Origin of the sequence: Ottowia thiooxydans DSM 14619 (assembly GCF_000422885.1) — a bacterium.
GTDB classification, from domain to species: Bacteria; Pseudomonadota; Gammaproteobacteria; order Burkholderiales; family Burkholderiaceae_C; genus Ottowia; species Ottowia thiooxydans.
The window spans coordinates 1-25,294 of record NZ_AUGX01000011.1 but is presented as its reverse complement, the minus strand read 5'-3'; the positions used below and the strand labels follow the sequence as shown (position 1 = coordinate 25,294).

At 58.4% G+C, this 25,294-nt stretch carries 23 protein-coding genes and 1 pseudogene; 5 read left to right on the top strand and 19 right to left on the bottom strand.

Translation table 11 applies throughout. The features are described 5' to 3' along the window. Positions 1-72: 72 nt before the first annotated feature. The 6 genes from phoB to pstS form a co-directional block, all read right to left on the bottom strand. Entirely contained in the window at positions 73-801 is a 729-nt protein-coding gene (gene phoB / locus G518_RS0109525; protein ID WP_028602339.1) for a phosphate regulon transcriptional regulator PhoB, read from the bottom strand. 19 nt (positions 802-820) lie between these two features. After that, positions 821-1,522: a phosphate signaling complex protein PhoU gene (phoU, locus tag G518_RS0109520; RefSeq protein WP_028602338.1), complete on the bottom strand. Its 702-nt coding sequence runs from the start codon at positions 1,520-1,522 to the stop codon at positions 821-823. Between the two features lie 56 nt (positions 1,523-1,578). Next, on the bottom strand, positions 1,579-2,337 hold the full coding sequence (gene pstB, locus G518_RS0109515; protein WP_036594276.1) for a phosphate ABC transporter ATP-binding protein PstB: 759 nt from the start codon (positions 2,335-2,337) through the stop codon (positions 1,579-1,581). Positions 2,338-2,412: 75 nt separating this feature from the next. Continuing rightward, complete coding sequence (pstA, locus tag G518_RS0109510; RefSeq protein ID WP_028602336.1) at positions 2,413-3,276, bottom strand: phosphate ABC transporter permease PstA; 864 nt, start codon at positions 3,274-3,276, stop codon at positions 2,413-2,415. Further along, a complete protein-coding gene (pstC, locus tag G518_RS0109505; RefSeq protein WP_036594191.1) occupies positions 3,273-4,238 on the bottom strand; it encodes a phosphate ABC transporter permease subunit PstC in 966 nt (321 codons plus the stop codon). The genes pstA and pstC overlap by 4 nt, the downstream gene beginning before the upstream one ends. A gap of 143 nt (positions 4,239-4,381) precedes the next feature. Continuing rightward, on the bottom strand, positions 4,382-5,428 hold the full coding sequence (pstS, locus tag G518_RS0109500; RefSeq protein ID WP_028602334.1) for a phosphate ABC transporter substrate-binding protein PstS: 1,047 nt from the start codon (positions 5,426-5,428) through the stop codon (positions 4,382-4,384). Between the two features lie 238 nt (positions 5,429-5,666). On the opposite strand from pstS, the gene ppx reads away from it, so the two are divergent. Further along, the gene (gene ppx / locus G518_RS0109495; RefSeq protein ID WP_028602333.1) at positions 5,667-7,178 is read left to right on the top strand and encodes an exopolyphosphatase; all 1,512 of its coding nucleotides are present in this window, start codon (positions 5,667-5,669) and stop codon (positions 7,176-7,178) included. A 390-nt stretch (positions 7,179-7,568) separates the two neighbouring features. Here ppx and G518_RS0109485 read toward each other — a convergent pair whose 3' ends face one another. After that, the gene (locus G518_RS0109485) at positions 7,569-8,330 is read right to left on the bottom strand and encodes a tyrosine-protein phosphatase (RefSeq protein WP_028602332.1); all 762 of its coding nucleotides are present in this window, start codon (positions 8,328-8,330) and stop codon (positions 7,569-7,571) included. Positions 8,331-8,570: 240 nt separating this feature from the next. Here G518_RS0109485 and G518_RS34525 point away from each other — a divergent pair, with 240 nt between their 5' ends. Together G518_RS34525 and G518_RS0109475 are read left to right on the top strand one after the other, a co-directional pair. After that, entirely contained in the window at positions 8,571-11,021 is a 2,451-nt protein-coding gene (locus tag G518_RS34525) for an AI-2E family transporter (protein WP_084651634.1), read from the top strand. Positions 11,022-11,048: 27 nt separating this feature from the next. Further along, a complete protein-coding gene (locus G518_RS0109475) occupies positions 11,049-12,104 on the top strand; it encodes a LysR family transcriptional regulator (RefSeq protein ID WP_028602331.1) in 1,056 nt (351 codons plus the stop codon). A 73-nt stretch (positions 12,105-12,177) separates the two neighbouring features. Here G518_RS0109475 and G518_RS0109470 read toward each other — a convergent pair whose 3' ends face one another. The 3 genes from G518_RS0109470 to G518_RS34520 form a co-directional block, all read right to left on the bottom strand. Next, positions 12,178-13,167: a Bug family tripartite tricarboxylate transporter substrate binding protein gene (locus G518_RS0109470; RefSeq protein ID WP_028602330.1), complete on the bottom strand. Its 990-nt coding sequence runs from the start codon at positions 13,165-13,167 to the stop codon at positions 12,178-12,180. A 183-nt stretch (positions 13,168-13,350) separates the two neighbouring features. Then, on the bottom strand, positions 13,351-13,827 hold the full coding sequence (locus G518_RS0109460; RefSeq protein ID WP_169457924.1) for a MarR family winged helix-turn-helix transcriptional regulator: 477 nt from the start codon (positions 13,825-13,827) through the stop codon (positions 13,351-13,353). Between the two features lie 42 nt (positions 13,828-13,869). After that, on the bottom strand, positions 13,870-15,276 hold the full coding sequence (locus tag G518_RS34520) for a sulfatase-like hydrolase/transferase (RefSeq protein WP_051236319.1): 1,407 nt from the start codon (positions 15,274-15,276) through the stop codon (positions 13,870-13,872). Positions 15,277-15,363: 87 nt separating this feature from the next. Here G518_RS34520 and G518_RS0109450 point away from each other — a divergent pair, with 87 nt between their 5' ends. Beyond that, entirely contained in the window at positions 15,364-16,245 is an 882-nt protein-coding gene (locus G518_RS0109450; RefSeq protein ID WP_211231692.1) for a formylglycine-generating enzyme family protein, read from the top strand. Between the two features lie 11 nt (positions 16,246-16,256). On the opposite strand, the gene G518_RS0109445 is transcribed toward G518_RS0109450, so the two are convergent. From G518_RS0109445 to G518_RS0109415, 8 genes and pseudogenes are all read right to left on the bottom strand, one after another. Then, positions 16,257-17,264, bottom strand: a complete 1,008-nt coding sequence (locus G518_RS0109445) for an aldo/keto reductase (protein WP_028602327.1) — start codon at positions 17,262-17,264, stop codon at positions 16,257-16,259. A 182-nt stretch (positions 17,265-17,446) separates the two neighbouring features. After that, positions 17,447-18,412: a Gfo/Idh/MocA family oxidoreductase gene (locus G518_RS0109440; protein ID WP_028602326.1), complete on the bottom strand. Its 966-nt coding sequence runs from the start codon at positions 18,410-18,412 to the stop codon at positions 17,447-17,449. Further along, complete coding sequence (locus G518_RS40950) at positions 18,413-19,273, bottom strand: class III extradiol dioxygenase subunit beta (RefSeq protein ID WP_245597947.1); 861 nt, start codon at positions 19,271-19,273, stop codon at positions 18,413-18,415. Between the two features lie 177 nt (positions 19,274-19,450). Next, positions 19,451-19,771 (bottom strand): annotated as a pseudogene (gene ligA / locus G518_RS40945) (protocatechuate 4,5-dioxygenase subunit alpha); the annotation flags it as partial. Between the two features lie 13 nt (positions 19,772-19,784). After that, complete coding sequence (locus tag G518_RS0109430; RefSeq protein WP_028602324.1) at positions 19,785-20,717, bottom strand: amidohydrolase family protein; 933 nt, start codon at positions 20,715-20,717, stop codon at positions 19,785-19,787. A 13-nt stretch (positions 20,718-20,730) separates the two neighbouring features. Next, positions 20,731-21,732: a Bug family tripartite tricarboxylate transporter substrate binding protein gene (locus G518_RS0109425; RefSeq protein ID WP_028602323.1), complete on the bottom strand. Its 1,002-nt coding sequence runs from the start codon at positions 21,730-21,732 to the stop codon at positions 20,731-20,733. 38 nt (positions 21,733-21,770) lie between these two features. Next, positions 21,771-22,454 (bottom strand): 4-carboxy-4-hydroxy-2-oxoadipate aldolase/oxaloacetate decarboxylase, encoded by a 684-nt coding sequence (gene ligK / locus G518_RS0109420; RefSeq protein WP_028602322.1) that lies wholly within the window; start codon positions 22,452-22,454, stop codon positions 21,771-21,773. A gap of 2 nt (positions 22,455-22,456) precedes the next feature. Further along, on the bottom strand, positions 22,457-23,485 hold the full coding sequence (locus G518_RS0109415; protein WP_028602321.1) for an amidohydrolase family protein: 1,029 nt from the start codon (positions 23,483-23,485) through the stop codon (positions 22,457-22,459). A 169-nt stretch (positions 23,486-23,654) separates the two neighbouring features. Here G518_RS0109415 and G518_RS0109410 point away from each other — a divergent pair, with 169 nt between their 5' ends. After that, on the top strand, positions 23,655-24,572 hold the full coding sequence (locus tag G518_RS0109410) for a LysR substrate-binding domain-containing protein (protein ID WP_028602320.1): 918 nt from the start codon (positions 23,655-23,657) through the stop codon (positions 24,570-24,572). A gap of 242 nt (positions 24,573-24,814) precedes the next feature. On the opposite strand, the gene G518_RS0109405 is transcribed toward G518_RS0109410, so the two are convergent. Next, a partial coding sequence (locus G518_RS0109405) for an IPTL-CTERM sorting domain-containing protein (protein ID WP_028602319.1) occupies positions 24,815-25,294 on the bottom strand: 480 nt, incomplete at its 5' end.

Below are 25,294 nucleotides of genomic sequence, written 5' to 3'. Positions count from 1 at the left end.
CACTCCCACATTCCTGCACAGGCATACGCAGGATGGAGAAAATTTTTGCAATCAGCATGAACCTGACAGAACTCAAGAAGGTGTGGCCGTCTGTGGACTTTGAATCTGGATCAACGGTTGAGCGGTCAGGCGGTAGCCAGCCCCGCGCACGGTTTCTATCAAGATGCCTGCAACACCCAGTGCTTCGCGCAAGCGCTTGACATGTACATCCACTGTACGCTCTTCAATGAAGACATGGTCTCCCCACACCTTGTCCAGCAGCTGGCCACGGCTGTGCACCCGCTCTGCATTTTTCATCAGATAGTGCAGCAGCTTGAATTCAGTGGGTCCCATCTTGAGCATCTGCCCATCATAGGACACGCGGTGAGTGGCAGCATCCAGCAGCAACCCGCCAATGGCCACCGAGCCACCCGCCTGCTCCGGCGCCCGGCGTCGCAGCACGGCACGTATGCGCGCCAGCATTTCCTTGGTGGAAAACGGCTTGATGATGTAGTCATCCGCGCCCGCATCGAGCCCGGCTACACGGTCCGCTTCGTCGCCACGAGCGGTCAGCATGAGGATGGGCACGCTCTTGGTTCGTGCATCCTTGCGCCACTTTTTGGCCAAAGACAATCCGCTTTCGCCGGGCAACATCCAGTCAAGCAAGATGACATCGGGCAGCACGGCATCAAGTTCTCTCTGGGCCGTTTCGCTGTCCATGGCCCACGTGGGCTGGAACCCGTTGTGGCGCAAGTTCACCGCGATCAACTCCGCGATCGCGGCCTCGTCCTCGACGATTAGTACACGGGGCATAGTTCTCATAACGTAGTGACCGCAGTGTTCATCTGGCGGCTGACTCCACCTCTTCCATCGAAGCGTGGCGTACGTCGGCACCTTTGACGATGTAGATGATGAACTCAGCGATATTTTTCGCGTGGTCGCCAATGCGCTCAATCGCCTTGGCCAGGAACAGCAGATCCAGGCTCGCCGAAATGGTACGCGGGTCTTCCATCATGTAGGTGATGAGCTTGCGCACAAAACCATCAAACTCCCGGTCGAGGTAATCGTCTTCCTTGAGAATGGACACTGCAGCTACCACGTCCAGGCGGGCAAATGCGTCCAGTGCCTTGCGCAGTTGGGAAGCGGCCATATCTGCGGCTACCCGCAGCTCACCCGCTGGAAGCGAGCGCGCAGCCCCTGCATCAATGATGGATTTGACCATGCGTGCAATTTTGCTCGCCTCGTCACCCACACGCTCCAGGTTAGCCGTGGTCTTGGAGATCGCCAGCAACAGCCGGAGATCTACCGCAGTGGGCTGCCGGCGGGCAATGATGCTGGAGAGTTCGCGGTCAATTTCCAATTCCATGGAGTTGACGCGAATTTCCGTTTCCAACACCTGGTCTGCGACCTCGGTACTGAACTCAGACAGCGCGTAGATCGCTTGCCGAATTTGTGATTCAACCAAGCCCCCCAACTCCAGCACCCGTGTAGACACGCGGTTGAGGTCACTATCGAATTGACTGGAAAGATGCTTTTCGTGCATGAATACTTCTCCTGAGAATTGCCACGTTGCCTAGGGGTCTTGCGCCGTGCGGGCGCTTAACCGAAACGGCCCGTGATGTAGTCCTCGGTCTCTTTACGCTTGGGCTTGAAGAACATCTGTTCGGTTTCACCGAATTCGATCAAATCACCCAGGTACATGTAGGCTGTGTAGTCGCTCACACGGGCAGCCTGTTGCATGTTGTGGGTAACGATGGCCACGGTGTACTCGTCCTTCAGCTCTGTGATCAACTCTTCCACCTTCCCGGTGGAGATTGGATCCAGTGCCGAGCAAGGCTCATCCAACAGAAGCACTTCAGGCTTGATGGCAACGCCGCGCGCAATGCACAAACGTTGTTGCTGGCCGCCGGAGAGGCTGCTGCCGTTCTGGCCAAGCTTTTCCTTGACTTCGTTCCACAGCGCGGCCTTGCGGAGCGCCCATTCAACGCGGTCGTCCATATCGCCCTTGTTCAATTTCTCGAACAGACGAACACCGAACGCGATGTTGTCGTAGATCGACATGGGAAATGGCGTGGGCTTCTGGAACACCATGCCCACTTTGGCGCGCACCAGCGCTACATCGACTTTCTTGTCCAGCAGATCGTTGCCATCGAGCATGATCTGCCCTTCAGCGCGCTGCTCCGGATAGAGCTCGAACATGCGGTTAAAAATGCGCAACAGCGTGGATTTTCCGCAGCCCGAAGGGCCGATGAACGCTGTCACCTTTTTCTCGGGGATATCAAGGTTGATGTTTTTGAGTGCGTGGAATTTTCCATAATAGAAATTCAGGTTACGCACCGATATCTTCGGTTTGGACATATTTGCCGAGGCAATAGTGCCTCCAGCAACAACAGGAGCTTCAAGGACGGCGGACATTCTAGGAACCTCTCGATTTCAATTCTTGCTACCGGACAGCGAGCGCGCAAGGATGTTCAAGCCAAGCACAGCCATCGTGATAAGGAGCACACCGGTCCAGGCCAGGTGTTGCCAGTTTTCGTAAGGGCTCATCGCGAACTGATAGATCACTACCGGCAAGCTGGCCATGGGTGAAGACAGATCAGCGGACCAGAACTGGTTCGACAGAGCGGTAAACAGAAGCGGTGCGGTCTCACCAGCGATACGGGCTACCGCCAACAGGATACCGGTGATAACACCAGCCCGGGCAGCACGCAACGTAATGCTCAGAATCACCTTCCATTTAGGCGTACCGAGTGCATAGGCCGCTTCGCGCAAGCCTGGTGGGATCAGGCGCAGCATGTTTTCCGTGGTTCGGATCACCACAGGAACGACGATCAACGCGAGGGCAATGGATCCGGCCCATCCGGAGAAACCACCGAAGGGTCGCACTGCAGCCTCAAACACAAAAAGGCCAATCACGATGGAAGGTGCCGACAACAGAATGTCGTTCACAAAACGAGTCACGGTGCCCAGCCAGCTTCCACGGTTGTATTCAACCAGATAGATGCCGGCCAGGATACCGATGGGCGTACCCACCAGCGTTGCCACACCCACCATCATGAGAGAACCGTAAATCGCATTGATCAGGCCGCCCTCTGCATTGGGCGGAGGTGTTGCTTGAGAAAAAGTGGACCAGCTAAGCCCTGACAGACCCAGACGCAGCGTTTCCCACAAAATCCAGGTCAGCCAGAACAGGCCGAAGGCCATGGCCGCCAAAGAGAGCGTGAGAGCGATCTTGTTGACCATCTGACGCTTGCGATAGATCGCCAGGCGGCTTTGGGAGGCGAGAGCGGTACTCATGTTTTGGTTCCTTCACCTTTGGCCAGCTTGGACAAAAGCACCTTGGAGAGCGCCAACACCACAAAGGTGATGAAGAACAGGACCAAGCCCAGATAGAGCAACGAAGCCTGATGCAAACCGGGGCCCGCTTCAGCGAACTCGTTGGCAAGTGCCGAGGTAATGGAGTTGGCTGCTTCGAACACACTCAGTGAATTCAGCTGGTTCATATTACCGATCACGAAGGTGACCGCCATGGTCTCCCCCAAGGCACGCCCCAAGCCCAGCATGATGCCGCCAATGGCACCCGCCTTGGTGTAAGGCAACACCACCTTGTAGACAACCTCCCAGGTAGTGGCACCCAGGCCGTAAGCAGACTCTTTGAGCAGCGCAGGAGTGACCTCGAAGACATCTCGCATCACCGAAGCGATGTAGGGGATGATCATGATGGCCAAAATAATGCCCGCAGACAAGATACCGATACCGACAGGTGGCCCCGAAAACAGGGTACCCAGCACCGGCCAGTCACCAAACCAGCGCTGCAAAGGCTGCTGCACATAGGTCGAGAGGATGGGGGCGAACACCAGCAAGCCCCACATGCCGTAAACAATGGAAGGAATCGCGGCCAACAATTCGACGGCAGTTCCCAATGGACGCTTAAGCCAGCTGGGTGCCAACTCGGTCAGGAACAACGCAATGCCGAAACTCACTGGAACAGCGATCAGCAGCGCGATGAACGAAGTGACCAGCGTACCGTAAATCATCACCAGGCCGCCGAACTCCTGCTGCACTGGATCCCATTTCGCGCTCGTCAAAAAACCGAGCCCGAAATGCGTGATGGCCGGCCAGGCGCCCACCACCAGCGAAGCCATGATGGCGATCAGCACAAACAAGGTGAGCAGTGCTGCACCTTTGGTAAGGAAGGCGAACACCAGATCGGTGCCTGCGCCAGTTCGAGCCTTGCGCTCAGGGGGCGGATTGGTCATGGTAGCCCCGGGCCGTTGGTTTGGTCTGGCAAAGCCATCGGCGCCGACAGGAAGAGTGGAAGACACGACGTTATACCCAAACTTATAAAAGAGCCGGAACTAAGTCCGGCTCGTGAGTGGATTGGTACCCGTTGGCTTATTTTTTATTTGTAAGCTACGGCTTTACCGGAAGCGTCTTTGATCTCGCCCCATGCACGCTGGCGGATCAAATCCTTCACGCTGGCTGGCATGGGCACGTAGTCCAGTTCAGCGGCTGTTTTGTCAGCCTGGACGTAAACCCACTCAAAAAACTTCAGCACTTCCGCAGCTTGGGCGGGCTTGTCCTGAGTCTTGTGCATGATGATGTAAGTAGCGGTAGTGATAGGCCACGAAGCATCACCCGGCTTGTTGTTCAGCACCTGGTTGAACGATTTAGCCCAATCGGCTCCTGCAGCAGCAGCCTTGAAAGCTGAGTCATCTGGATTCACATACTTGCCAGCAGCATTTTTCAGCTGCACGTAAGTCATCTTGTTTTGCTTGACATACGCATATTCCACGTAGCCAATGGAGTTTGGCAGGCGACCGACGAAAGCGGCCACGCCCTCATTGCCTTTACCACCCGCGCCGGTAGGCCAGTTCACTGCCGTGCCCTCGCCAACCTTGCTCTTCCAATCTGGGCTGACTTGGCTCAGGTAGTTGGTAAAAGCGAAGGTGGTGCCGGAACCGTCTGCACGACGCACAGGAGCGATGGCAGAGTCAGGCAGCTTCACGCCGGGGTTCAGCGCAGTGATGGCTGGGTCATTCCATTTGGTAATTTTACCCAGGAAAATATCACCCAGTACACGGCCGTCGAGCTTCATCTCGCCGGGCTTGACGCCAACAATGTTGACCACTGGAATGACGCCACCCACCACAGTGGGGAACTGAACCAGGCCTTTCTTGGCCAGGTCTTCATCGGTCAGGGGAGCATCAGAAGCACCGAAATCAACCGTCTTGGCTTCGATCTGGCGCATGCCAGCACTGGAGCCCACCGATTGGTAGTTCACGCGCACGTTCGTGGCTTTGTTGTAATCAGCAGCCCATTTGGAATAAAGGGGGGCAGGAAAGCTGGCGCCAGCGCCTGTTACGCTTTGAGCGAAAGCGGTGGCCGACAGGCCGAACATAGCCAAGCCAGCCAGGCTGCTGAGTACGAATGTGCGAGAGTTGTTCATGTGAATCAAACCTTTGGGGTTGTGGAATGAATCGAACTGTACGACCGCTGTGTGACATAACCGTGACAGACACGCCATCAAAATGTCATGGCGGCAAGGCCGTTAGCCCAGCAATTTCCCGCCGCTTCATATGACAAATAGTGCCGCAAATGGCACGTGGCAGACTCATCTGTCATGACGGATAAAAAATTGAAACGTACAGCGAGTACCATGCGGGGCGCCTAACTTAGCTCGGATCATGCAAACTGGTACTCGTCTCGCCGCCGTGGATCTCGGCTCCAATAGCTTCCGCCTCGAAATCGCCCGCTTGGAGCTGGGCCAGATCCAGCCTATGGAATACCACAAGGAAACGGTACGTCAGGGAAATGGGCTGGATGCTGATCGAAGGCTCTCACAGGAAGCCATGCAACGTGGCTGGAATTGTCTGGCACGCTTCGGGGAACGCCTCGCCGGCTTCACGCCCGGCCAGGTGCGCGCCGTGGCCACGCAGACCTTGCGTGAGGCGCGCAACAGGGAAGAATTCCTCGTTGTGGCGCAGCAGATTCTTGGCTTTCCAATCGATGTCATCTCCGGACGCGAAGAAGCACGCCTGATTTATCAGGGTGTGGCACACCTTTTGCCTCAATCCGATGAAAAAAGACTGGTCATCGATATTGGTGGCCGCTCCACTGAAATGATCCTTGGCCAAGGCTATGCTGCCGAAACCATGGAGTCCTACCGCATTGGGAGCGTCGCCTGGTCGATGCGCTATTTCCCCGATGGAGCACTCTCGACGCGCTCATTCGAAATCGCGGAAATTGCAGCCAAAGCGGTGCTGGACGACGCGCTCACCGCATATTCACGCAACCACTGGGAAGCCGCCTACGGCTCATCAGGGACCATAGGGGCCGTGGCGGACGTCCTGCAGCAAGCCGGCCGCACCCCCGCTGAGGGTGTCATCACCCGGGAAGGGCTGGATTGGCTGCGAGACAGGCTGGTGAAAGCACAGCGCGCGGATGCCATTCGCATCGAGGGCATCAAGGATGAGCGCAAGCCCGTCATTGCCGGGGGTTTGGCGGTTTTGCGTGCGGTTTTCGACCTGCTTGGCATTGATTCCATGCAGCACGCCCACGGTGCTTTGCGCCACGGTGCGCTGTACGACCTTCTGGACAGAGAAGAAAACCACACCGACGTACGCTCGTCGTCCATCGAGCGCCTGGCCTCCAAATTCAACGCAGATTCGGCACAGGCCTCACGCGTGGGCCGCGCTGCGGTCCATCTTTTGGGCCAATTACTCCCGCGCACGAAAAAAGCTGAGCGCCAGGCAAGCGAGCGGCATATTGAATGGGCGGCACGGCTGCACGAAATTGGTTCGCGCATCTCCCACGCGGACTATCACAAGCACAGTGCCTACATTCTGGACAACGCCGATGTGCCAGGCTTTTCGATGCATGAGATGCATGACTTAAGCCAATTGGTCCTGGGCCACCGCGGCAAACTGCGCAAGCTGGAAACCCGCTTTGGTGATGAGCTTTTCATGCGCCAATTGATGGCACTTCGATTGGCCGTGATCTTCTGCCACGCACGGCAAGACCCGGACATACAAGACATAGGCATCGTCGCCGATCCAGGGCCAGCCCCTGGTTTCACGCTGACCTTCCGCTCAGGCTGGGCTGACGCCTGGCCACAATCAGCGCATTTATTGCGCGAAGAAGTACTGGCCTGGCAAAAAACCCCTTGGGGTTTGGGGCTGGTGCAGGCCGCGCGCTAGATGGGAATTCCGCCGAGCAAACAGCTCGGCGGAATTGAGCGCCAGGCAACGAGCAAACCGCGGGGCTACCTTTTGGTCTTGCGCTTGATTTGGCGGGCGGTTGGCGCGGAGTTGTGGCGCCGCATGGCGCCCATGCGATGGGTATTTTTACCGCGCTTTTTCGCTCACATTACAAGCAAAAATGCATGGTTCACAAACGCCTTCAATAACTCGTCCAACAGGTTCCATGGATCGCCCAACCGCATCACCTTGAGCGATGCCCCTTGCCTGGGATTGGCGCCCATCGCAGCCCATTGCGGCCTATTGCAGCCTCCGCGCAGGCATGAACCTAGGTCGCGATCAACTCCATGACCTCAGAACACGTGCCCAGGATGAAATGGGCACGATCTATCAGCGGACGCCTTCTGGCGAAACCAGATACAGCTCTTTTAGCCGCGTACGCTCCCGATCTCCGACGCCGAGCTCATCCGCCAGGTAAGCCTTCACTCCGCCGTAGTCTGCATCAACCGCCTGCATGGCGGCATCAAGAAATGCCTCCTGTACTCGCCACAGCACATTCAACACCTCTTGCGGTGTTCGGCCAGCGCTCACATGCGGCATACGGTAGAGCTCATTGGTGAGGAGATAGTCTTGCATCACCACATCACGCGGCACATCCAGCGCCAGCAAGATAAGGGCAGCTGCGAAGCCTGTGCGGTCTTTGCCCGCAGTGCAATGGAACACAAGGGGCGAATCGCTTTGCAGTAAGTGTTCAAACAAGCTGCCAAAGCGCGCCGCGTTGTCGTGCACAAAGGCCTGATAGGTTTGCTGCATGAGCGCTACGGTATCTGCGGGAGTGATCTCATGCCCGGCATCCAGCAGGTCTTTCATGCGCTGAACCACCGTTGGTTCGATGGGCAGCGAATGCTGTGCCATGCCGGCCAAGTTGTACGGTACCGCTGCACGTTCGCCCACGCCACGAAAATCGAAAACACGAGCCACGCCTAGCGATGCGAGAGATTGCTCATCTTCAGGGGTAAGCGCAGCCAGGTGATCTGAGCGAAACAATCGCCGCCACCGCACCGCTTGGCCATCTGCCCCCGTGTAACCGCCAAGATCACGAAAATTGCTGGCACCAGTGAGTTTCAGGGAGCGATCAGGGTGAAAAAGCATGGCGGTTCAAAGTAAAGTGATTGAATAACATTCTCGCCCGGCACGTGACAGCGTCGTGGCGGCTATTGCCACGGTGGTCCAATCAGGGTTGGGATCGTTGCCGAGGCAGTCTCCAACAGGAGCGACTATTGGCCAGGACACTGCCGACGCGGTCACCGCAACAGCTATCAGGGACTTGTCCTACAGTGCCTTATTGCCGGTGCCGATGACAATGTATGCATATTAAACGGAGTGCGCCCCATGGCGGCTGATACGCAGGGAGCAAAAGGGGGTATGAAGGCACCTTCGGGTGTGGAACATGCTCGGGAGCCTCGCTTGGGCGTACCTGCGTTGCAGGGGCTGCCGTGGAGCGAAGGCGCTGATGAGGATTTTCCAAGCCCTGAATCCCCCTATGCCGGCGCGGCTCGCGCGCCGGTGATGAACGCGCTGGTCAGCCTGGCCATCATTACGGCAGCTTTGTATTTCGGGCAGGATCTGCTCGTTCCTCTGGCTTTCGCCATCTTGATCAGCTTTGTGCTTGATCCGCTGGTGACCTGGCTTAAACGCGTGGGCGTTCCCCGCGCTGCCGCCGTGACTTTGGTGGTCGCCGCCACACTGAGCTTGATTGTCGCCACGGGCTTGTTCGCATTCACCCAGCTCCGCCAGATCGGCAACAACCTGCCGACCTACGAAACCAACATCACCAAGAAGTTGCGAGACTTTGGCCGTGATCTGCGCAAGCCTGGTGTGGTGGATCAGTTTTCACGCGTGTTCGGCAAAGTGGAGAAGGAAATTGGCGCCGTTCAGGCTTCGCCTGGGCCTCGCCCCGCGGCGCCTACACAAGTGGAGGTGGTAAGCGACGCCAAACCAATGGCCAGGCTCATGGGCTGGGCGGAAACATTCGTGCCTACGATTGCTTCTGCGGGCATCGTCATAGTTTTTGTCTTCTTGATATTGCTTGACCGCGGCGATCTGCGCGATCGATTACTTCGCCTTATGGGAGGGAGTCTTCATCGCGCCACAGATGCGCTCACCGAGGCCGGCGAACGGGTCAGCAAGTACCTGACCATGCAGCTCATCGTCAACGCAGCGTATGGTCTGCCCATGACCCTTGGCTTACTCGTGATTGGCGTGCCTGGCGCGTTGGTCTGGGGGCTGCTGGCCGCTCTGCTGCGCTTTGTGCCGTATGCGGGTCCACTGATCTCGGCAGTGTTTCCGCTCACGCTGGCCTTTGCCATAGACCCAGGGTGGGACATGGTGCTTTGGACTCTCGCCTTGATTTTGGTGCTGGAACTCATCAGCAACAACATCGTCGAGCCCTGGCTATATGGCTCCAGCACGGGGCTCTCCACGCTCTCGCTCATCCTGGCGGCCATGTTCTGGACAACGCTGTGGGGCCCCATGGGCTTGATTCTTTCCACGCCCATCACGGTGGTCCTGCTGGTGGCGGGGCGCTATCTTCCGGCCTTGCATTTTCTTGAAGTGCTTCTGGGTAATTCGCGCGCACTTGATGAGCCCACGCGGCTATACCAACGCCTGCTGGCTGGCGATACAGAGGAAGCGGTGGAACTATCAGTGGAGCATGCCGAAAAATCCTCCCCTGAAGATTTCTACGCCCGCGTTGGCCTGGACACGCTCCGCCTGGCCACCAACGCCCACGGGACAGTGGCCACCGCGCAGCATAGGCATCGTGTGGTTTCAGGAATGGAACAAGTCATTGAGGAGATGCGCGAACAATATCCGCCTGAGCCTGAATTGCCCGTGCGAGTGGCTTGCATCGGGGGCCGTTGGGCAGTTGATGCCCTGGCCGCTGAAATGGCGGCGCATGTGCTGTCTCTCAGGGGCTACGGGAGCCGGGTGGTGCAAGTGGGCATCATCTCGGCAGAGCAGTTCGCCCAGCTCGACCTGGATGGCGTCAGCGTGGTGTGCCTTTGCTACTTCTCGCCCTCCCCCACCACGCACGCCAGGTTCTTCGTGAGGCGACTCAAGCGCCGGTGGCCGAACATACAGGTCGTCTTGGCGGCGTGGAACCATTCCCCCAATGAGCAAGAGCCCAATCCGGTAGAGCAAATTGGCGCCGACGCTCTGGTCACCTCGCTGGATGAATTGCTGGTGCAGGCTGAAAGCCGGCTAGGGGAAGCAGCTCCCTATGTGCCGGCGCCGCTTCCTGACAACGAGCCAGATCGCCTGAGTGCACTGCATTCCAGCGGGCTGTTGGCCGAAACCATGCGTGAGCGGCTGGACTCTTATGCCCGCCACGCTGCAGATGCGTTTGATTGCGCCATTGCGCAGGTTTCGCTGGTGGATGAGCAATGGCAGTTGGTGCATGGCGCCGCTGGCAACGGCGGCAGCCTTGAGGGCAGTACACCTCAACGCGCCACTCCTCGTGATCAGGCTTTGTGTTCTCACGTCGTCGCCCTTCGCAAAACTCTGGTGGTGCCGGATGTCCGGCGAGACGCTCGCTTTGCAGGCAATGAATTGCTCATGGAACGAGGAATCCGCTTTTACGCCGGGGCCCCGCTGCGTGATTCAGACGGCATGATCCTGGGAACGCTGTGCCTGCTGGACACCGAACCGCGCTCGCTCACCTCGCGGGACATCTTGTTGCTCGAATCGATGGCGGCTGATTTGATGCAAATGGTCAAGCGCAGCCGCGCGACCCCCGAACCAGCTCCTACGTCCTCCAGCGGACTGGCCGGTGGGCTCACCTGACGTTCTGAGACCGGAGAGTGTGGTTCAATGGCAAAGGATGATCAGTCCGGAGCCAGGATGAACGATGCGGCGCCTACGCCGGCCCAGCAACCAGATGCGGCTGCAACCAATTCGGCCTTGCCCCCGCAGGAGGTGCAAGATGTTGCGCGCTCGAACATCAATTTCAAGCTGCGCCAGCTTGCACTTCTGACGGCGCTTGCGGACACGGGCACGCTCCGGGGTGCGGCCGAACGAATTCACGTATCCCAACCCGGCGCAACGCGGCTGCTGCAGGAGCTCGAAGAGACCGTTGGTGAGCCCCTGTTCATACGCAACAAGGGCAAGATGCAGGTCACTCCTGCCGGCGAGATGATGATCTCGCATGCGATCTCGCTCCAGAACAGAATGCTCAATGCCTATCTCGATACGAAGCGCGCGGCGACAGGCAACGCCGGCGTGCTGCGGTTGGGAATTTTTGGCTCTCTTGACCCAGACTTCCTCTCCAGAAGCATAGAGATGCTTCAGAAGAGGCTACCCAAGCTACAGGTGTCGCTGAGCGAGGCCCCTCAGGAGTTTCTTCCGGGAGCCGTGCGTCGAGGCGAACTCGATGCGGCCGTTGGGCGTCTGATCACATCCGAGGTCGAGTCCGGCCTGAAGCGGCACGTCCTCTATCGTGAACGTTTTTCGGTTGTCTGCAGCGTGAACAATGAACTTGCGAGAGGAACGGGCGCGCCTTCGCTGGATTTGCTGATGGACAAGCGTTGGGTGTTGCCCGCGCGCAGCTCATTTCTTAGGCAGAAGCTGGACGCCCATTTCGCCGAAACCTGCGGGCGGGCGCCGGGCGTCGCGATCGAGTCCTCGCTTTCGATGCTGTCGTGCCTCTCGCTGCTCAAGGAAACCTTCGATGTCTGCGTGCTCGCCTCAGGTGTTGCGACGTTTCTCGCCCAGTCGGGCCTGGTGACGGTCTTGGTAGACAGCATTGGTGACATCGAGAGTGCTGTCGCCTTGATGACGGACGCGGACGCGCCCTCGCGTCCATCCACCCAGGTGCTCCTTGACGTCATGATGCAGAACGTCCCGCAGAGGCCGCCCCTGTCCCGTTAGGACATAAATATCTACATATCCCGGACCCCCTTGATTTTTGGTGAGGCTGCTACAAGCAGCTACCCTTTGGGTATCACTCCAGGGTGATCTTGGCCGACTGGACTACGGATTTCCAGTGAGCAGTTTCGACAGCCAGACGCTGTTTGAACGCAGCTGCGGCGAGCGGTGACGGGTCCAGGCCGCGCTTCTTCAGCTCGCTGGTGATCTCTGGACGGTTCACCACCTTCGTGATCTCGGTGGTCAGCAGCTCCACGATGTCGGCAGGCGTGCCGGCCTTGGCGAAGATAGCGTTCCAGGCGCGAACCTTGACGCTCGGCCAGCCCAGTTGGGCCGTAGTCGGTGCGTCAGGCAGCAGCGAATTTCGCTGTTCATCAGGGACCGCGAGCGCTCTGAGCCGCCCGTCGCGGATTTGGGGGAGAGACGAAGAAACGCCATCAATCAGGAGATCGGCGTGGCCCCCCATGACGTCGGTCATGGCGGGCCCGATGCCGCGATAGGGAATGTGAACGAGCGGTGCGTTCGCCGCCAAACGAAGCATCTCGCCGCCCAGGTGCGACAGGGTTCCCGCGCCGGGAGATGCCAGTCGGATCGGCTTTCCTGACTTCTTCGCGCTTTCAATCAGTGACTTCAGATCCGTGTGTTCGGCTGAGACGAACACAAGCGAGGACTCGATCGGAGGCGACAGCGGAATGAGGTCCTGCGCTGGATCGAACGTCGCGGCTTTATAGAGATGCGGCGCCGTGACGAGGTATGCGGCACCAATCAGCAATGTGTAGCCATCTGAGGGGCCGACAAGCACCTTGCGCGTGCCGACAAGGCCACCTGCACCGGTCACGTTGTCGACAAGCACGGGCTGCTTCAGCGCGTCCTTCAGCGATTCGGCGATGATGCGGCCCACAATGTCATTGGGCCCACCCGCTACGAATGGCGAAACAAGTGTGATGGTGCGAGCAGGATACGCCGCGGCCAGCGCTCGGATCGGATACGAGAGCGCACCGGCCGCCAGTGCGGCAGCAATGAGGTCGCGACGGCCGGGGTTCTGGATTGAGCGAGCTGAGGTCATGGCTGAAGGGGTTACCGATTGATGAACGGTGGCATGGCGAGCTGCCTGCGATTTCAGTCTAGAACGGCCACCACCAATTGGGAAGTGAGAAAAGTGGAAGACCCGATCAGCAACATGAATGTCGTGGTGGACTAGGGCGTGTTCACACTAAATCCACCCCCGCGAATTTAGTGTGAACACGCCCTAGGATTGGCTGCCCGAAGCATCGATACCCGAGAGGCGCGCGATCAGTTTGTCGATGGTGAGAACGAACTCGGCCAGTTGCGACGGTTCCATATCGAATACCGCATCGCAAGCTTCATTCATTGCCACCGTCAATAGCTCGAAGTGCTTGCGCCCTTCTGGCGTGAGTTCCACACGGGAGATTCTTCGGTCGTTCTCGTTCCGTGCGTTCCTTACGAGCCCCCGCTCGTCCATTTGTGCAATCGACCGGCTGAGAGACGATTGCGGCAGCAGAGTGAAATCGGCGATGCCGTTGAGGTGCATAGGCCCGAGCTTGGTCAGGCAGAGATAAACCCGCCATTGCGCTATGGTCACGCCGCTCTTGCCCAGTGCCGAAGCGAGCAAGCCTTGCGTGAGTCTTGAAACGACAGACAGCTTGTACGGAAGGAAAGTTTCCAGATCAAATGGATGCTCCGCCTTGTGCAGAGGATTCTTCATGGATGGCATTCGTGTGGTCCGATGCAATGCGCAGCCGAGGCGCTACTTCTTGAAAACCGGTGAGATGTTGGTCCACGCACGCGGCGGCAGTGATTTGTCCCATGCTTGATAGCGAGCCAGCAGATCGTGGAACACAGCGGGCTGGAGTGCTTTCAGGTCCACCTTCTCACCCGGATCGGCTTCGAGGTGGAATAGATTCGCCACCCCATTCTTTGGCTCCAGGTAAAGCTTCCAGTTGCCGACTCTCACCGCCGAATACGCGGCAAGCTTCCAGAACAACGCTTCGTGCGGCGCACCCTTTGCCTCCGACTTCAGGTAGGGCAGCAAGTTGACGCCGTCCAGCGGCTGCGTTCCTGCGGTGGTCACTCCACAGGCGGCCGCAGCCGTTGGCAGGATGTCGAGCGTGCTCACAGGCTGCTCGTAGATTTGACCCGGCTGGATATGCCCCGGCCACTTCATCATGTACGGCATACGGATGCCGCCTTCGTATGTGCTGTATTTCCCGCCCGAGAAAGGTGCGTTGCTACCGGGGCGGCTCAGGGCGTTGCCGTTGTCGCTCACGAAGATCACCAACGTGTCGTCTTCAAGGCCATGGCGGCGAAGCGCCTCGAGCACAGATCCGACGACCTCGTCCTGAGCCAACAACATGGCGTTGTAGGCGCGCTGGTTGATGTTGGGTATGCGGTCGCGCAGCTTATCGAAGTAGGCCTTGGGCACTTGCAACGGCGGCACGGGCGAATTGACCGGAAAGTACAGGAGGAAGGGTTCGTCCTTGTTCCGGTCAATGAACTTCACGACTTCGTCGCGAAAGAAAAACATCAGGTACTGATCAACATCGATCTTATGTCCGTTGCGGAACACTGAATTCAACCCGTCACGCGTCCACGCGGTGTCTTTGGCTTCATCGTGAAAGTCGACACGAACGCTGATCAGATCGGGATCGTCCGGACGCGTCGACTGCAGGCTGGTGTTGCCATAGAACACGACGGACTCGTCGAACCCGCGATTTTGGGGAAGAAATTCGGGTGCATGGCCCAGGTGCCACTTGCCGAAGACACCGGTTCGATACCCGCCTGCCTTGAACACTTCGCCGACGTTCTTCTCCGTCGTAGGGATGCCGCGGCGCAGGAACTCCGCCTCGCCCTGCATGGGCGCCAGGCTGCCGTCTTCGTTACGGACTTCGCGCTGCTCCGGGAACGCGCCGGACGAGACCTGCTGCTCAAAGCCGAAGCGCTGCTGGTAGCGGCCTGTAATGAGGCCGGCACGCGACGGACTGCACAGCGGTGCTGAGCTGTAGCCCGCGGTGAAGCGCACACCATCGCGCCCTACGCTGTCGATGTTGCGGGTCTCGACGAGCTCGCTGCCATAGGAGGACAGGTCGCCGTAGCCCATGTCGTCGGCGAGGATGATGACGACATTGGGTCGCCGGGGCGTTTGGGAATTTGCCATTGTCGTCATAGTAAAAATAGGTGGTTGAGAGTCTGTTCGGGTGGTCACATGGTATCGTATGCACAAGCATATGCAAGTGGAATTGATATGAAAGAGATGACATACCCCGGCATGATCCTGATCGACGGCGGTGAGTTTTCGAAGGGATCGGCCCGGTTTTATGAGGAGGAACGCCCTGTCAAGCGGGTACGAGTGAACTCGTTCTGGATCGACGAGACGCCGGTAACAAACAAGGTCTTTGCCAGGTTTGTTGACGAAACCGGGTACGTGACGCTTGCAGAGCGGATCGCCGAGGGAATGTCAGTCGCCAGAATGCCGGCCGCCGGATCTTCCGTCTTCGCGCGTCCAGAGCATCCGGTGGACCTCGGTGACCCATCCCAGTGGTGGGAGTTCAGGGCAAGTGCGTGTTGGCGTCATCCTCTGGGCCAGCACAGCACGACTGCAGGCCTTGAAGAGCATCCAGTGGTTCATGTCGCCTACGAAGATGCCACTGCCTTCGCAAGTTGGGCGGGTAAGGAATTGCCCGCAGAAGCGGAATGGGAATTCGCTGCCCGCGGTGGACTCGACGGCGAGGACTACGCGTGGGGCAACTCTCTAGCTCCGGATGGACTGATGCTCGGCAACTACTGGCAGGGCGAATTTCCTATGCAAAACACGTTGGCCGATGGATGGGAGCGGACATCGCCCGTGCGGAGCTATCCTGGAAACGGCTACGGACTCTTCGACATGATCGGCAACGTTTGGGAGTGGACGTCGGACCTCTGGACGGTGTCAAACGCGGCGCAAGGCGGCAAGCCCTCATGCTGCTCGACAAAACGTCCGGAACAAGAGTCATCGTTGGTGCTCAAGGGCGGCTCACACCTCTGTGCCCAAAACTACTGCCAACGCTACCGGCCAGCCGCCAGGCATGCACAGCCGGCCCGGGAAACCACTGGTCACATTGGCTTCCGCTGCATCGTGCGCGTTTGATCACCTCAAACTTAAGGCAGAGGCTCTGTATCGACTTCCCGGGCGCTTTGCTCGCTGTAGCGATTTCCTGAAACCGTGCGCTGATTGATCAGGTTGTTCAAACGCTCGATCACCTCGTTCGAAAGAACGATATCTGCAGCGGCCAAGTTCTCGCGCACATGGATTTCGCTGGCTGTGCCGGGAATAGGCAGAATGTCTTTTCCTTGGTGCAACAGCCAAGCCAGCGCCAGTTGCGCCGGCGTGCATCGCACTTCCTCTGCAATCTTTTTGTAGGGGGTCAGCAGGGCCAGGTTCTTTGGATAGTTCTCAGGCGAAAAACGCGGCATGGCGCGGCGAATGTCTTTCTCTGGCAGCGCAGCGATGCTAGGCAGCACATCGCACAAGAATCCGCGCGCAACCGGGCTGAAGGCGACAAAGCTCACGCCCAGTTCACGGCATGCAGCCAACACCGCAATCTCAGGGTTGCGGGTCCACAGGGAATATTCTGTCTGCACCGCAGAGATGGGGTGCACCGCATGCGCTTTTCGCAAGGTGGTGGCAGATACCTCGGACAAGCCTATGGTTCGAATCTTGCCTTCTCGCACCAGATCAGCCAAAGCGCCCACACTTTCCTCAATCGGAACGCTCTTGTCAAAGCGGTGCAGGTAGTACAGATCGATCACATCGGTCTTCAGGCGCTTGAGCGAACCTTCGCACGTGGCACGCAAAGTGGCAGGGCGCCCGTCGATCACACGGCCCGTTCTGACGCGATTGCCCTCTTCTTCTACCGTCATCCCGCATTTGCTGGCCAAGGTGAATTGCTGGCGATAAGGCCCAAGCACCTCCCCAACCATTTTTTCACTGACACCAAAGCCATAGAGCGCCGCAGTATCGAAGTGGGTTACACCCGCATCCAGTGCGGTGCGAAGCACACGCTCACCTTGCTCCTTGGACACAGGATCGCCATAGGCATGGCAGATATTCATGCAGCCCAGACCGATGGCGCTGACAGTGTAAGGACCCAATTGGCGCTGTTGCATCCGTAATGCTCCTATTTCAGTTTCCCAAAACCATGATGCTGCGCCCTCACTGCGAATCAAACGCAAAATCTCGAAGGGCGCAGGACAAGTGATCCAAGAGCCGCTTCGAAGCGGCCTTGCCACAGCCGCTGATGAAATCTTGCCGTAGCGCTTGAGAACGTGAACACGCTCTCAAGTGAGGCTCATCGCAGTTGCTGCTCCAGATTGTGCAGCACTTCATAGCAAGGCATCACTTGCGCGATGCTGGAATTAGGTTCACGGCCTTCACGAATGGCAGCGAAGAACTCACGGTCTTGCAGCTCGATGCCGTTCATGCTCACATCGACCTTGCTGACATCCACCGCTTCTTCGCCACCTTTGCTGCTCGATTTCACCAGATCATCGTAGCGGGCGATGTAAGTGGCGTTGTCACCGATGTAGCGGAAGAAGGTGCCTAGAGGGCCATCGTTATTGAAGCTCAAAGAGAGCGTACAAATCGCGCCATTGGCTGCTTGGAGCTGAATGCTCATGTCCATGGCGATACCCAGCTCAGGATGGATAGGGCCTTGCACCGCATTGGCCTTCACGATGGGCGAGCCGGCCTGATACGCAAACAGATCCACCGTGTGCGCAGCGTGGTGCCACAGCAGGTGGTCTGTCCAGCTGCGGGGCTGGCCCAACGCATTCATATTAGTACGCCGGAAGAAATACGTCTGTACATCCATCTGCTGAATGTTGAACTCGCCCGCCTTGATTTTCTTGTGCAGGTATTGGTGGCTGGGGTTGAAGCGGCGTGTGTGGCCGCACATGGCCACCAGGCCAGATTTTTTCTGGGCTTCCAGCACCCGCAGGCCGTCTTCCAGGCTGTCACACAGCGGAATTTCCACCTGCACGTGCTTGCCAGCCTGAAGGCATTGCACGGTCTGGTCTGCATGCATCTGCGTGGGTGTGCACAGAATGACGGCATCTACCTCTGGCAAGGCCAGGCTCTCAGCCAAATCAGTAGCAACGTGTTTGATGCCATATTTGTCAGCCACTTCCTGGGTCTGGTCTTTACGACGTCCCACGAGTGAAACAACTTCCACGCCGTCAATGTTTTTGATGCCGTCCAGGTGTTTGATGCCGAAGGCTCCGGCGCCCGCCAGGGCCACCTTGATCGTCTTGCTCATTTATTCGTTCTCCAGAATAAGGTGCCCAACCGCCGTGTTCGACGCCGGGACATGAAAGAAGCGGTGTGCCACCTTGGGCGCGGGGCCACCTTTGACATCCGCCATGGCGCCCCGGGCAATCAGCCACATGACCAACTCTATCCCTTCGCTACCCGCTTCACGGACGTAGTCGATGTGGGGCATGGTGGAGAGATCCGCTGGGTCCGCAATCATGCGGTCAAGGAAGCGGTTGTCCCAATCGGCATTGATCAAACCAGCGCGTGGCCCCTGCAACTGGTGGCTCATGCCGCCGGTGCCCCAGATCTGCACATTGAGTGGCTTGTCAAAGCTTTCTATGGCACGGCGTATGGCCTGCCCCAGCGCAAAACAGCGCGCGCCCGAAGGCACGGGATACTGCACGACGTTCACATGAAACGGGATCACCTTGCAGGGCCACTCAGCGGGCGAGCCGAACATGAGGTTCAGGGGCACGGTCAGGCCATGATCCACCTTCAGCTTGTTCACAATCGTCAGATCGAAATCCTGCTGAATCACCGACTGCGCAATATGTGAGGCCAACTCAGGATAGCCTTTCACCACAGGCACCGGGCGCGGGCCGTAGCCTTCATCGGCCGGTTCAAAATCTTCCGCTGTGCCAATGGCGAAAGTGGGGATCACCCCCAGATCGAAGTTGGTAGCGTGGTCGTTGTAGACGAGGAAAATGACATCAGGCAAGTTCTCCTTCATCCACTGCTTGCTGAATTCATAGCCTTTGAAAAGGGGCTGCCAATAGGGCTCTTCTGTCTTGCCATGATCGATGGCCGCGCCAATGGCGGGCACATGCGATGTATAGACCGAAGCCGAAATGCGCGCCTGGCCCACTTCCTTGCCCTTAGCCGCATCGTGTGCCTGCACAGCCGCCGCAAGCTCATCTTGCGCCTTCGCGTCCCATGCCTTGCCGGCGTCCGAGAGGGCTGCCGGGCCTTGCGCATTGCCGCCCTCACCCAGCACGCGATTTCCTTCGGCGGAGCGGCCACCAGCGATCATCATGTCGCGGTATTGCTGCTCGGTCATGCCGGTCATGCTGCCGGCCATCTGCTGAAAGCTGAGCCCGTCTGTAGCGCCCAGCTTGGCAAGGAAATAGATGTTGCCTCCCGTGCGCATGGCCCAGTTGAGGTCACGTGCGCGCACTGCCGCACGTTGCTCCGCGGTCATGGGCCACTCGGCCAGATAAGCGTCTTCGTCTGCCTTGAAGCGAACACGGTTCTCTGCCTGCATCAGCGACATGCAGAACTGATTGAGCCAGTAGCCTTTACGGCTTTGTTCGGCATCAAAAATGGTCGTGCCCGGTACATCCAGGTAGGGCTTGTCAAGCGACATTCATCGTCTCCGTTCAGGCCTCTTCGGGCCAATATAGCCGCATGGGGTTGTCCACCAGCAGCTTCTGCTGCAATTCGGGCGTGGTCGCAATATGCGGAATGAAGTCGACCAGCAGACCATCGTCTGGCATGTGGCCTTTCAGATTGGGGTGCGGCCAGTCGGTACCCCACAGCACGCGGTCAGGGAAGGTTTCAACAATCCGGCGCGCGAACGGCACCACATCGCGGTAAGCGTTTTGCTCCCCTGCCAGGGCTTGGGGCCCGCTCACGGAAAGCCGCTCCGGGCAGCTGACCTTGCTCCAGACATTGGGGTGCTCGCGCATGAACTTGACGAACAGCTCGAACTCGGGGCCGTCCAGGGGTTGGTTCACATCCGGCCGGCCCATGTGGTCAACCACCACGGTGGTGGGCAAGGCGGTGAAAAAGTCCCACAGCTCAGGCAGATCCACCGCTTCGAAATAGATGACCACATGCCAGCCCAGCTTGGCAATGCGGCCCGCGATTTCCATCAACTCGTCTCGCGGAGTGAAGTCCACCAGTCGCTTGACGAAGTTAAAGCGCACGCCACGCACACCCGCATCATGCAGGCTCTGAAGCTCTGCATCTGTCACGCTGCGTTTGACGGTAGCTACCCCGCGCGCGCGACCACCGGCGGCCTGCAACGCATCCACCAGGGCGCGATTGTCCGCACCATGGCAGGTGGCTTGCACCACGACGTTACGCTCAAAACCGAGATGGTCTCGCAAAGCAAATAATTGCTCCCGGCTGGCATCACAAGGGGTGTACTTACGCTCGGGGGCATAAGGGAATGCCTCGCCCGGACCAAAAACGTGGCAGTGTGAATCCACACTGCCCGGTGGCGCCTGGAATGTGGGCTTGGAGGGGCCTGCGTACCAGTCTAGCCAACCGGGTGTTTTTTCGAAAGGACCTGTAGTGGGTTTACTCATATCGAAGCAATGATCAATCGATGGAGATATTGGCCTTGCGGATCACCTGGCCAATATTCTTGGAGTCTTCTTTCACGAACTCATTGAACTGGGCGCGCGTGACAGGGAAAGCCTCATAGCCGAAGGTCTTGAATCTTTCCGCCACATCGGGGCCACTGAGTGCTTGCAGGATGTCGGTGCGGATCTTTTCCGCCACGCCTGCGGGAAGGCCAGGAGGAACGGCAATGGCGTTCCAGCCCATCACGGCGAAGTCTTTGGGACCGCCTGATTCAGCGACCGTAGGCACATCTGGGTAATCGGTAGAGCGTTTGGGGCCAGCATAGGCCAGCAGGCGCAACTTGCCTGCACGGTAAAGCGGGCCTGCCGTGGCAGCGCTACCCAGCGCAAACTGAATATCACCAGTAGAAACCGAGGTGTAGAGCTGCGATGTTTCCTTGAAGATCACATGCTCCATCTGCGTGCCGGTCATGCTTTTGAACAGCTCTGAGCCCAGGTGCACTGGATTACCGATAGACCACGAGCCGTAGTTCAATTTGCCAGGGTTGGCCTTGGCATCAGCAATTAGATCGCCAACGGTCTTGTAGGGGCTGTTGACCGGTACGGTAAAGAAAAAGTGTGTGCGAAACAGCGGCAGCAAGGTGTCGAAATCCTTGGCGGCGTCGTAAGGCAGTTTCTTGAACAGGAAGGGGTAGGCTGTCAGGTGCACGTTGTCGAGCAACAGCAGGTCTGTGCCATCCTTGGCACCACGCTTCCAGGCATCAATAGCGATGAAGCCATTGCCGCCCGGGCGGTTTTCCACGGTGACAGGCTGGCCCCAGATGCGAGAGAGTTTTTCAGCTACCAGCCGGGACAGGCCATCAGGGCCACCGCCTACGGGAAACGGGTTGATGATGCGCACTGCCTTGTTCGGAAACTGCGCTGCGGCATTCTGGGCATTCGCTGGCAGTGCGGTTGAAAACGCTGCAGCGACACAGGCGCCTAACAGCGCGCGGCGAGCAATGGAGGATTGACGCATGGTGTTGTCTCCTGGTTGTTTTTTAAGGGCGAGGGAAATCAATCTACGTAGCGAAGGCCGGCTTTTTGCAGCGGCTCGCGCATCTGGTACATATCAAGGCCCAACACGCCACTGGCCAGCTTTTGCCGCTTGGCACCTTCGTTGGCTTCGCGAGCGGCAGCAGCCTCCAATGTCTTGGCAGCCAAGGCGCTTGGCACACAGACCACGCCATCGTCATCAGCCACGATGACATCACCAGGGGTAATCAGCATGCCGGCGCACACAATGGGAATATTGACGGAGCCCAGCGTTGCCTTGATGGTGCCTTTGCTGGAAATCGCTTTGCTCCAGACGGGGAAATCCATTTCTTTCAGGGTCTTCACGTCCCTCACGCCGGCATCGATGATCAGCGCCCGCGCGCCACGGGCCTGAAAGCTCGTGGCCAGTAGATCACCAAAGTAGCCATCCGTGCACTCCGCAGTGACGGCAGCCACCACCACATCACCCGGCTGAATTTGCTCGGCAGCCACATGCATCATCCAGTTGTCGCCGGGCTGCAGTAGCACGGTCACGGCGTTACCGCTGATCTGGCTGCCTGGGTAGATAGGGCGCATATAGGGCTTGAGCAAGCCTACTCGGCCCATGGCCTCATGCACGGTGGCGCTGCCGAACTTGGCCAGCTCATCGGTGGCGGCGCGATCAGCACGATTGATGTTCCTGTAGACAACTCCGAGTTCGTACATGCTTACTTCCCCTTCTTCTTCAGAGCCGCATCCAGCCGCGGATAAACGCGGCGCGCATTGGCCTCATACACTTTGTGTCTGTCGTCTCCCACCACAATGGTGGAAGCTTCTATGTAGCGCTTGGTATCGTCGTAGTAGTTGCCGGTCTCTGGATCAATGCCTCGTACGGCGCCGATCATTTCGCTGGCAAACAAGATGTTTTCCACCGGAATCACCTTGGTGAGCAGATCAATGCCCGGCTGGTGATAGACGCAGGTGTCAAAGAAAATGTTCTTGAGCAGGTGATCCTTCAGCAAAGGCTTTTTCATTTCCTGCGCCAAGCCGCGGAATCGGCCCCAGTGATAGGGCACAGCGCCGCCGCCATGGGGAATCACGAATTTCAGCGTGGGGAAATCCTTGAACAGATCGCCCTGCAGGCACTGCATGAAAGCCGTGGTGTCTGCATTCAGATAGTGCGCACCCGTGGTGTGAAAACACGCGTTGCAGCTGGTGCTCACATGGACCATGGCGGGAATATCCCATTCCACCATCTTTTCGTAGATGGGATACCAGTGGCGATCCGTGAGGGGCGGGCTTGTCCAGTGGCCACCGGAGGGATCTGGGTTCAGATTCAGGCCAACGAAGCCATATTCCTTGACGCACTTTTCCAGTTCAGGGATGCAGCTCGCAGGGTCAACGCCAGGCGATTGCGGCAGCATGGCTGCGCCAATGAAGTAATCAGGAAACAGCTCGCTCACCCGGAAGCACAGCTCATTACAGATCGCAGCCCAGGTGCTGCTCACCTCGAAATCGCCAATATGGTGGGCCATGAAGCTGGCGCGAGGGCTGAAGATGGTGAGATCGCTGCCGCGTTCTTTCATGAGCCGCAGCTGGTTGGTCTCAATGGACTCGCGCAACTCGTCATCGCTGATCTTCAGATCGGCCACTCTAGGCTTGGCGGCCGGCTCCTTGATGCCCGCAATTTGCTGGTTGCGCCAGTCTTCCAGCGCCTTGGGCGCCGTGGTGTAGTGGCCGTGGCAATCGATAATCATGAACTCTCCTCTTTTATGGGCAAACCCGCCGAATCACCGGCGATCGCTAACCGGTCATTTTGGCGCCTGGATGCCGGTGATGCCAGCCACCACAGGCACTAGCAGTTATAAAATTTTGTTATAACTCATCACTCGTCATGCCGCCATCAGCACTTCCTGGAGTTTTCCTATGGATCTCAAGCAACTGGAATACTTCGTTCGCGTCGCGGAGCTTGGCAGTTTCACGCGCGCGGCCACGGCGATGGGGGTCGCCCAGCCGGCGCTCAGCCGCCAGGTACGCTTGCTGGAAGTGGAACTGCGCCAACCCCTGCTCACGCGCAATGGCCGTGGTGCGGTGCCTACCGAGGCGGGCACTTTGCTGCTCGAACACGCCCGCGGCATTCTTCATCAGGTAGAGCGCACACGGGAGGAACTGGCGCGCATGCGGGGGAGCCTTGCAGGGCGTGTGGCACTGGGCCTTCCGCCAAGCGTGGCACGCGCACTGGCGGTGCCACTCACCCAGGCTTTTCGCGCGCAACTACCCGAGGCTCGACTTGCCATCACCGAAGGGCTTTCGGCCAGCATGCAGGAAGCGCTACTAAGTGGCCGGCTCGATATAGCCGTGCTCTACAACGCCAGGCCGCGAGCAGGTTTGGACATCGAGCCGCTTGCGGTGGAGGAGCTATTGCTGGTGCAAGCGGCATCCGATCGACCTGCTGGTGAACCCAGGCCCGCCACCCTGCGTGAAATCTCAGCGCTGCCCCTCATCATCCCAAGCCACCCTAATGCCATTCGCATGCATGTAGACGCTGCACTAGCCTCTGCAGGCTGCACGCCACGTGTCGAGTTGGAAATAGATGGGGTACCAGCCATCCTGGATCTGGTGGCAGGAGGTGCAGGCTGCGCTATTTTGTCGCGCAACGCTGTAGCAAGCGCGCCGCGTCCGGAGGCTTTCAGCGTACGGCGAATCGAGACACGTCATGCGCCTGCGCTCCGCATTGAACTCTTTACGGCCGTCAGCGCCCTGCGCCCCGCCACGCGTACTCAGCAAGCCGCCCTGGCCTTGGTGAAAGCCAGCGCCCTCGAACGGCTTGACGCGGCCAGTTGATCTCGCTCGGTGATGTATCGAGCTTAGTATTTTCTGGGGCCGCCGAGCTCCTGCGCGGCATCTGCATTTGTTCCAGCGTCGAAGATGCCGAGCAGGAGCTCGGCGGTCCCAGGTAAACAGCCCGAGCCAAAGGAATTCACGATTCATAAGGCCGAACAGATAAGCACGTGTTCACGGCCTACATGATTGAGCCGAAAAGAGCATTCAAACAGCCGCGAAGACCCTGATTGCGCGCTCTCAAATCAGCTTGCCTGCCGCAGCCTGCGCATCCCCAGCCCCGCTGCCAGCAACCCCAGCAGCATCAAACCCCATTCGCCCAGAGTCGGCACAGGTGTCACAACCAACGGGGGTATGGACTCAGTTGGACCAGTCGGGTCAACAATCTCCCCATTGACCTGCCAGTCATCATCACCCAACTGCCCATCCTGCACCGTGAAGCTCACCGTGTGCCCACTGACCATCAAGCCCTCTGGCACAAAGTAGCTCTCTGCTGCTCCTGCACTGGCCTTGCCGTGTTTGGTGTAGCCGCTCACCTCCTGAGGCCAGGTCACACTCATCTGCACCGGTGTCTCATCGCATCCAATCAGCTTGAACCTGAACATGCCTTGTGGCAAACGCTGGCCCACAGGGGGCGCTGCAGGAGACGCCACAAATCCAGCACTCTCGAAGCGGCAGCTCGCACCGCCTCCGGTGAAGCTTGCACTCGCGGGGCCAGGTGTGCC

Excerpts from the sequence above, each read along its gene's own strand:
- phoB (WP_028602339.1), bottom strand. The coding sequence starts at position 801 with ATGAGAACTATGCCCCGTGTACTAATCGTCGAGGACGAGGCCGCGATC.
- phoU (WP_028602338.1), bottom strand. The coding sequence starts at position 1,522 with ATGCACGAAAAGCATCTTTCCAGTCAATTCGATAGTGACCTCAACCGC.
- pstB (WP_036594276.1), bottom strand. The coding sequence starts at position 2,337 with ATGTCCAAACCGAAGATATCGGTGCGTAACCTGAATTTCTATTATGGA.
- pstA (WP_028602336.1), bottom strand. The coding sequence starts at position 3,276 with ATGAGTACCGCTCTCGCCTCCCAAAGCCGCCTGGCGATCTATCGCAAG.
- pstC (WP_036594191.1), bottom strand. The coding sequence starts at position 4,238 with ATGACCAATCCGCCCCCTGAGCGCAAGGCTCGAACTGGCGCAGGCACC.
- pstS (WP_028602334.1), bottom strand. The coding sequence starts at position 5,428 with ATGAACAACTCTCGCACATTCGTACTCAGCAGCCTGGCTGGCTTGGCT.
- ppx (WP_028602333.1), top strand. The coding sequence starts at position 5,667 with ATGCAAACTGGTACTCGTCTCGCCGCCGTGGATCTCGGCTCCAATAGC.
- G518_RS0109485 (WP_028602332.1), bottom strand. The coding sequence starts at position 8,330 with ATGCTTTTTCACCCTGATCGCTCCCTGAAACTCACTGGTGCCAGCAAT.
- G518_RS34525 (WP_084651634.1), top strand. The coding sequence starts at position 8,571 with ATGGCGGCTGATACGCAGGGAGCAAAAGGGGGTATGAAGGCACCTTCG.
- G518_RS0109475 (WP_028602331.1), top strand. The coding sequence starts at position 11,049 with ATGGCAAAGGATGATCAGTCCGGAGCCAGGATGAACGATGCGGCGCCT.
- G518_RS0109470 (WP_028602330.1), bottom strand. The coding sequence starts at position 13,167 with ATGACCTCAGCTCGCTCAATCCAGAACCCCGGCCGTCGCGACCTCATT.
- G518_RS0109460 (WP_169457924.1), bottom strand. The coding sequence starts at position 13,827 with ATGAAGAATCCTCTGCACAAGGCGGAGCATCCATTTGATCTGGAAACT.
- G518_RS34520 (WP_051236319.1), bottom strand. The coding sequence starts at position 15,276 with ATGGCAAATTCCCAAACGCCCCGGCGACCCAATGTCGTCATCATCCTC.
- G518_RS0109450 (WP_211231692.1), top strand. The coding sequence starts at position 15,364 with ATGAAAGAGATGACATACCCCGGCATGATCCTGATCGACGGCGGTGAG.
- G518_RS0109445 (WP_028602327.1), bottom strand. The coding sequence starts at position 17,264 with ATGCAACAGCGCCAATTGGGTCCTTACACTGTCAGCGCCATCGGTCTG.
- G518_RS0109440 (WP_028602326.1), bottom strand. The coding sequence starts at position 18,412 with ATGAGCAAGACGATCAAGGTGGCCCTGGCGGGCGCCGGAGCCTTCGGC.
- G518_RS0109430 (WP_028602324.1), bottom strand. The coding sequence starts at position 20,717 with ATGAGTAAACCCACTACAGGTCCTTTCGAAAAAACACCCGGTTGGCTA.
- G518_RS0109425 (WP_028602323.1), bottom strand. The coding sequence starts at position 21,732 with ATGCGTCAATCCTCCATTGCTCGCCGCGCGCTGTTAGGCGCCTGTGTC.
- ligK (WP_028602322.1), bottom strand. The coding sequence starts at position 22,454 with ATGTACGAACTCGGAGTTGTCTACAGGAACATCAATCGTGCTGATCGC.
- G518_RS0109415 (WP_028602321.1), bottom strand. The coding sequence starts at position 23,485 with ATGATTATCGATTGCCACGGCCACTACACCACGGCGCCCAAGGCGCTG.
- G518_RS0109410 (WP_028602320.1), top strand. The coding sequence starts at position 23,655 with ATGGATCTCAAGCAACTGGAATACTTCGTTCGCGTCGCGGAGCTTGGC.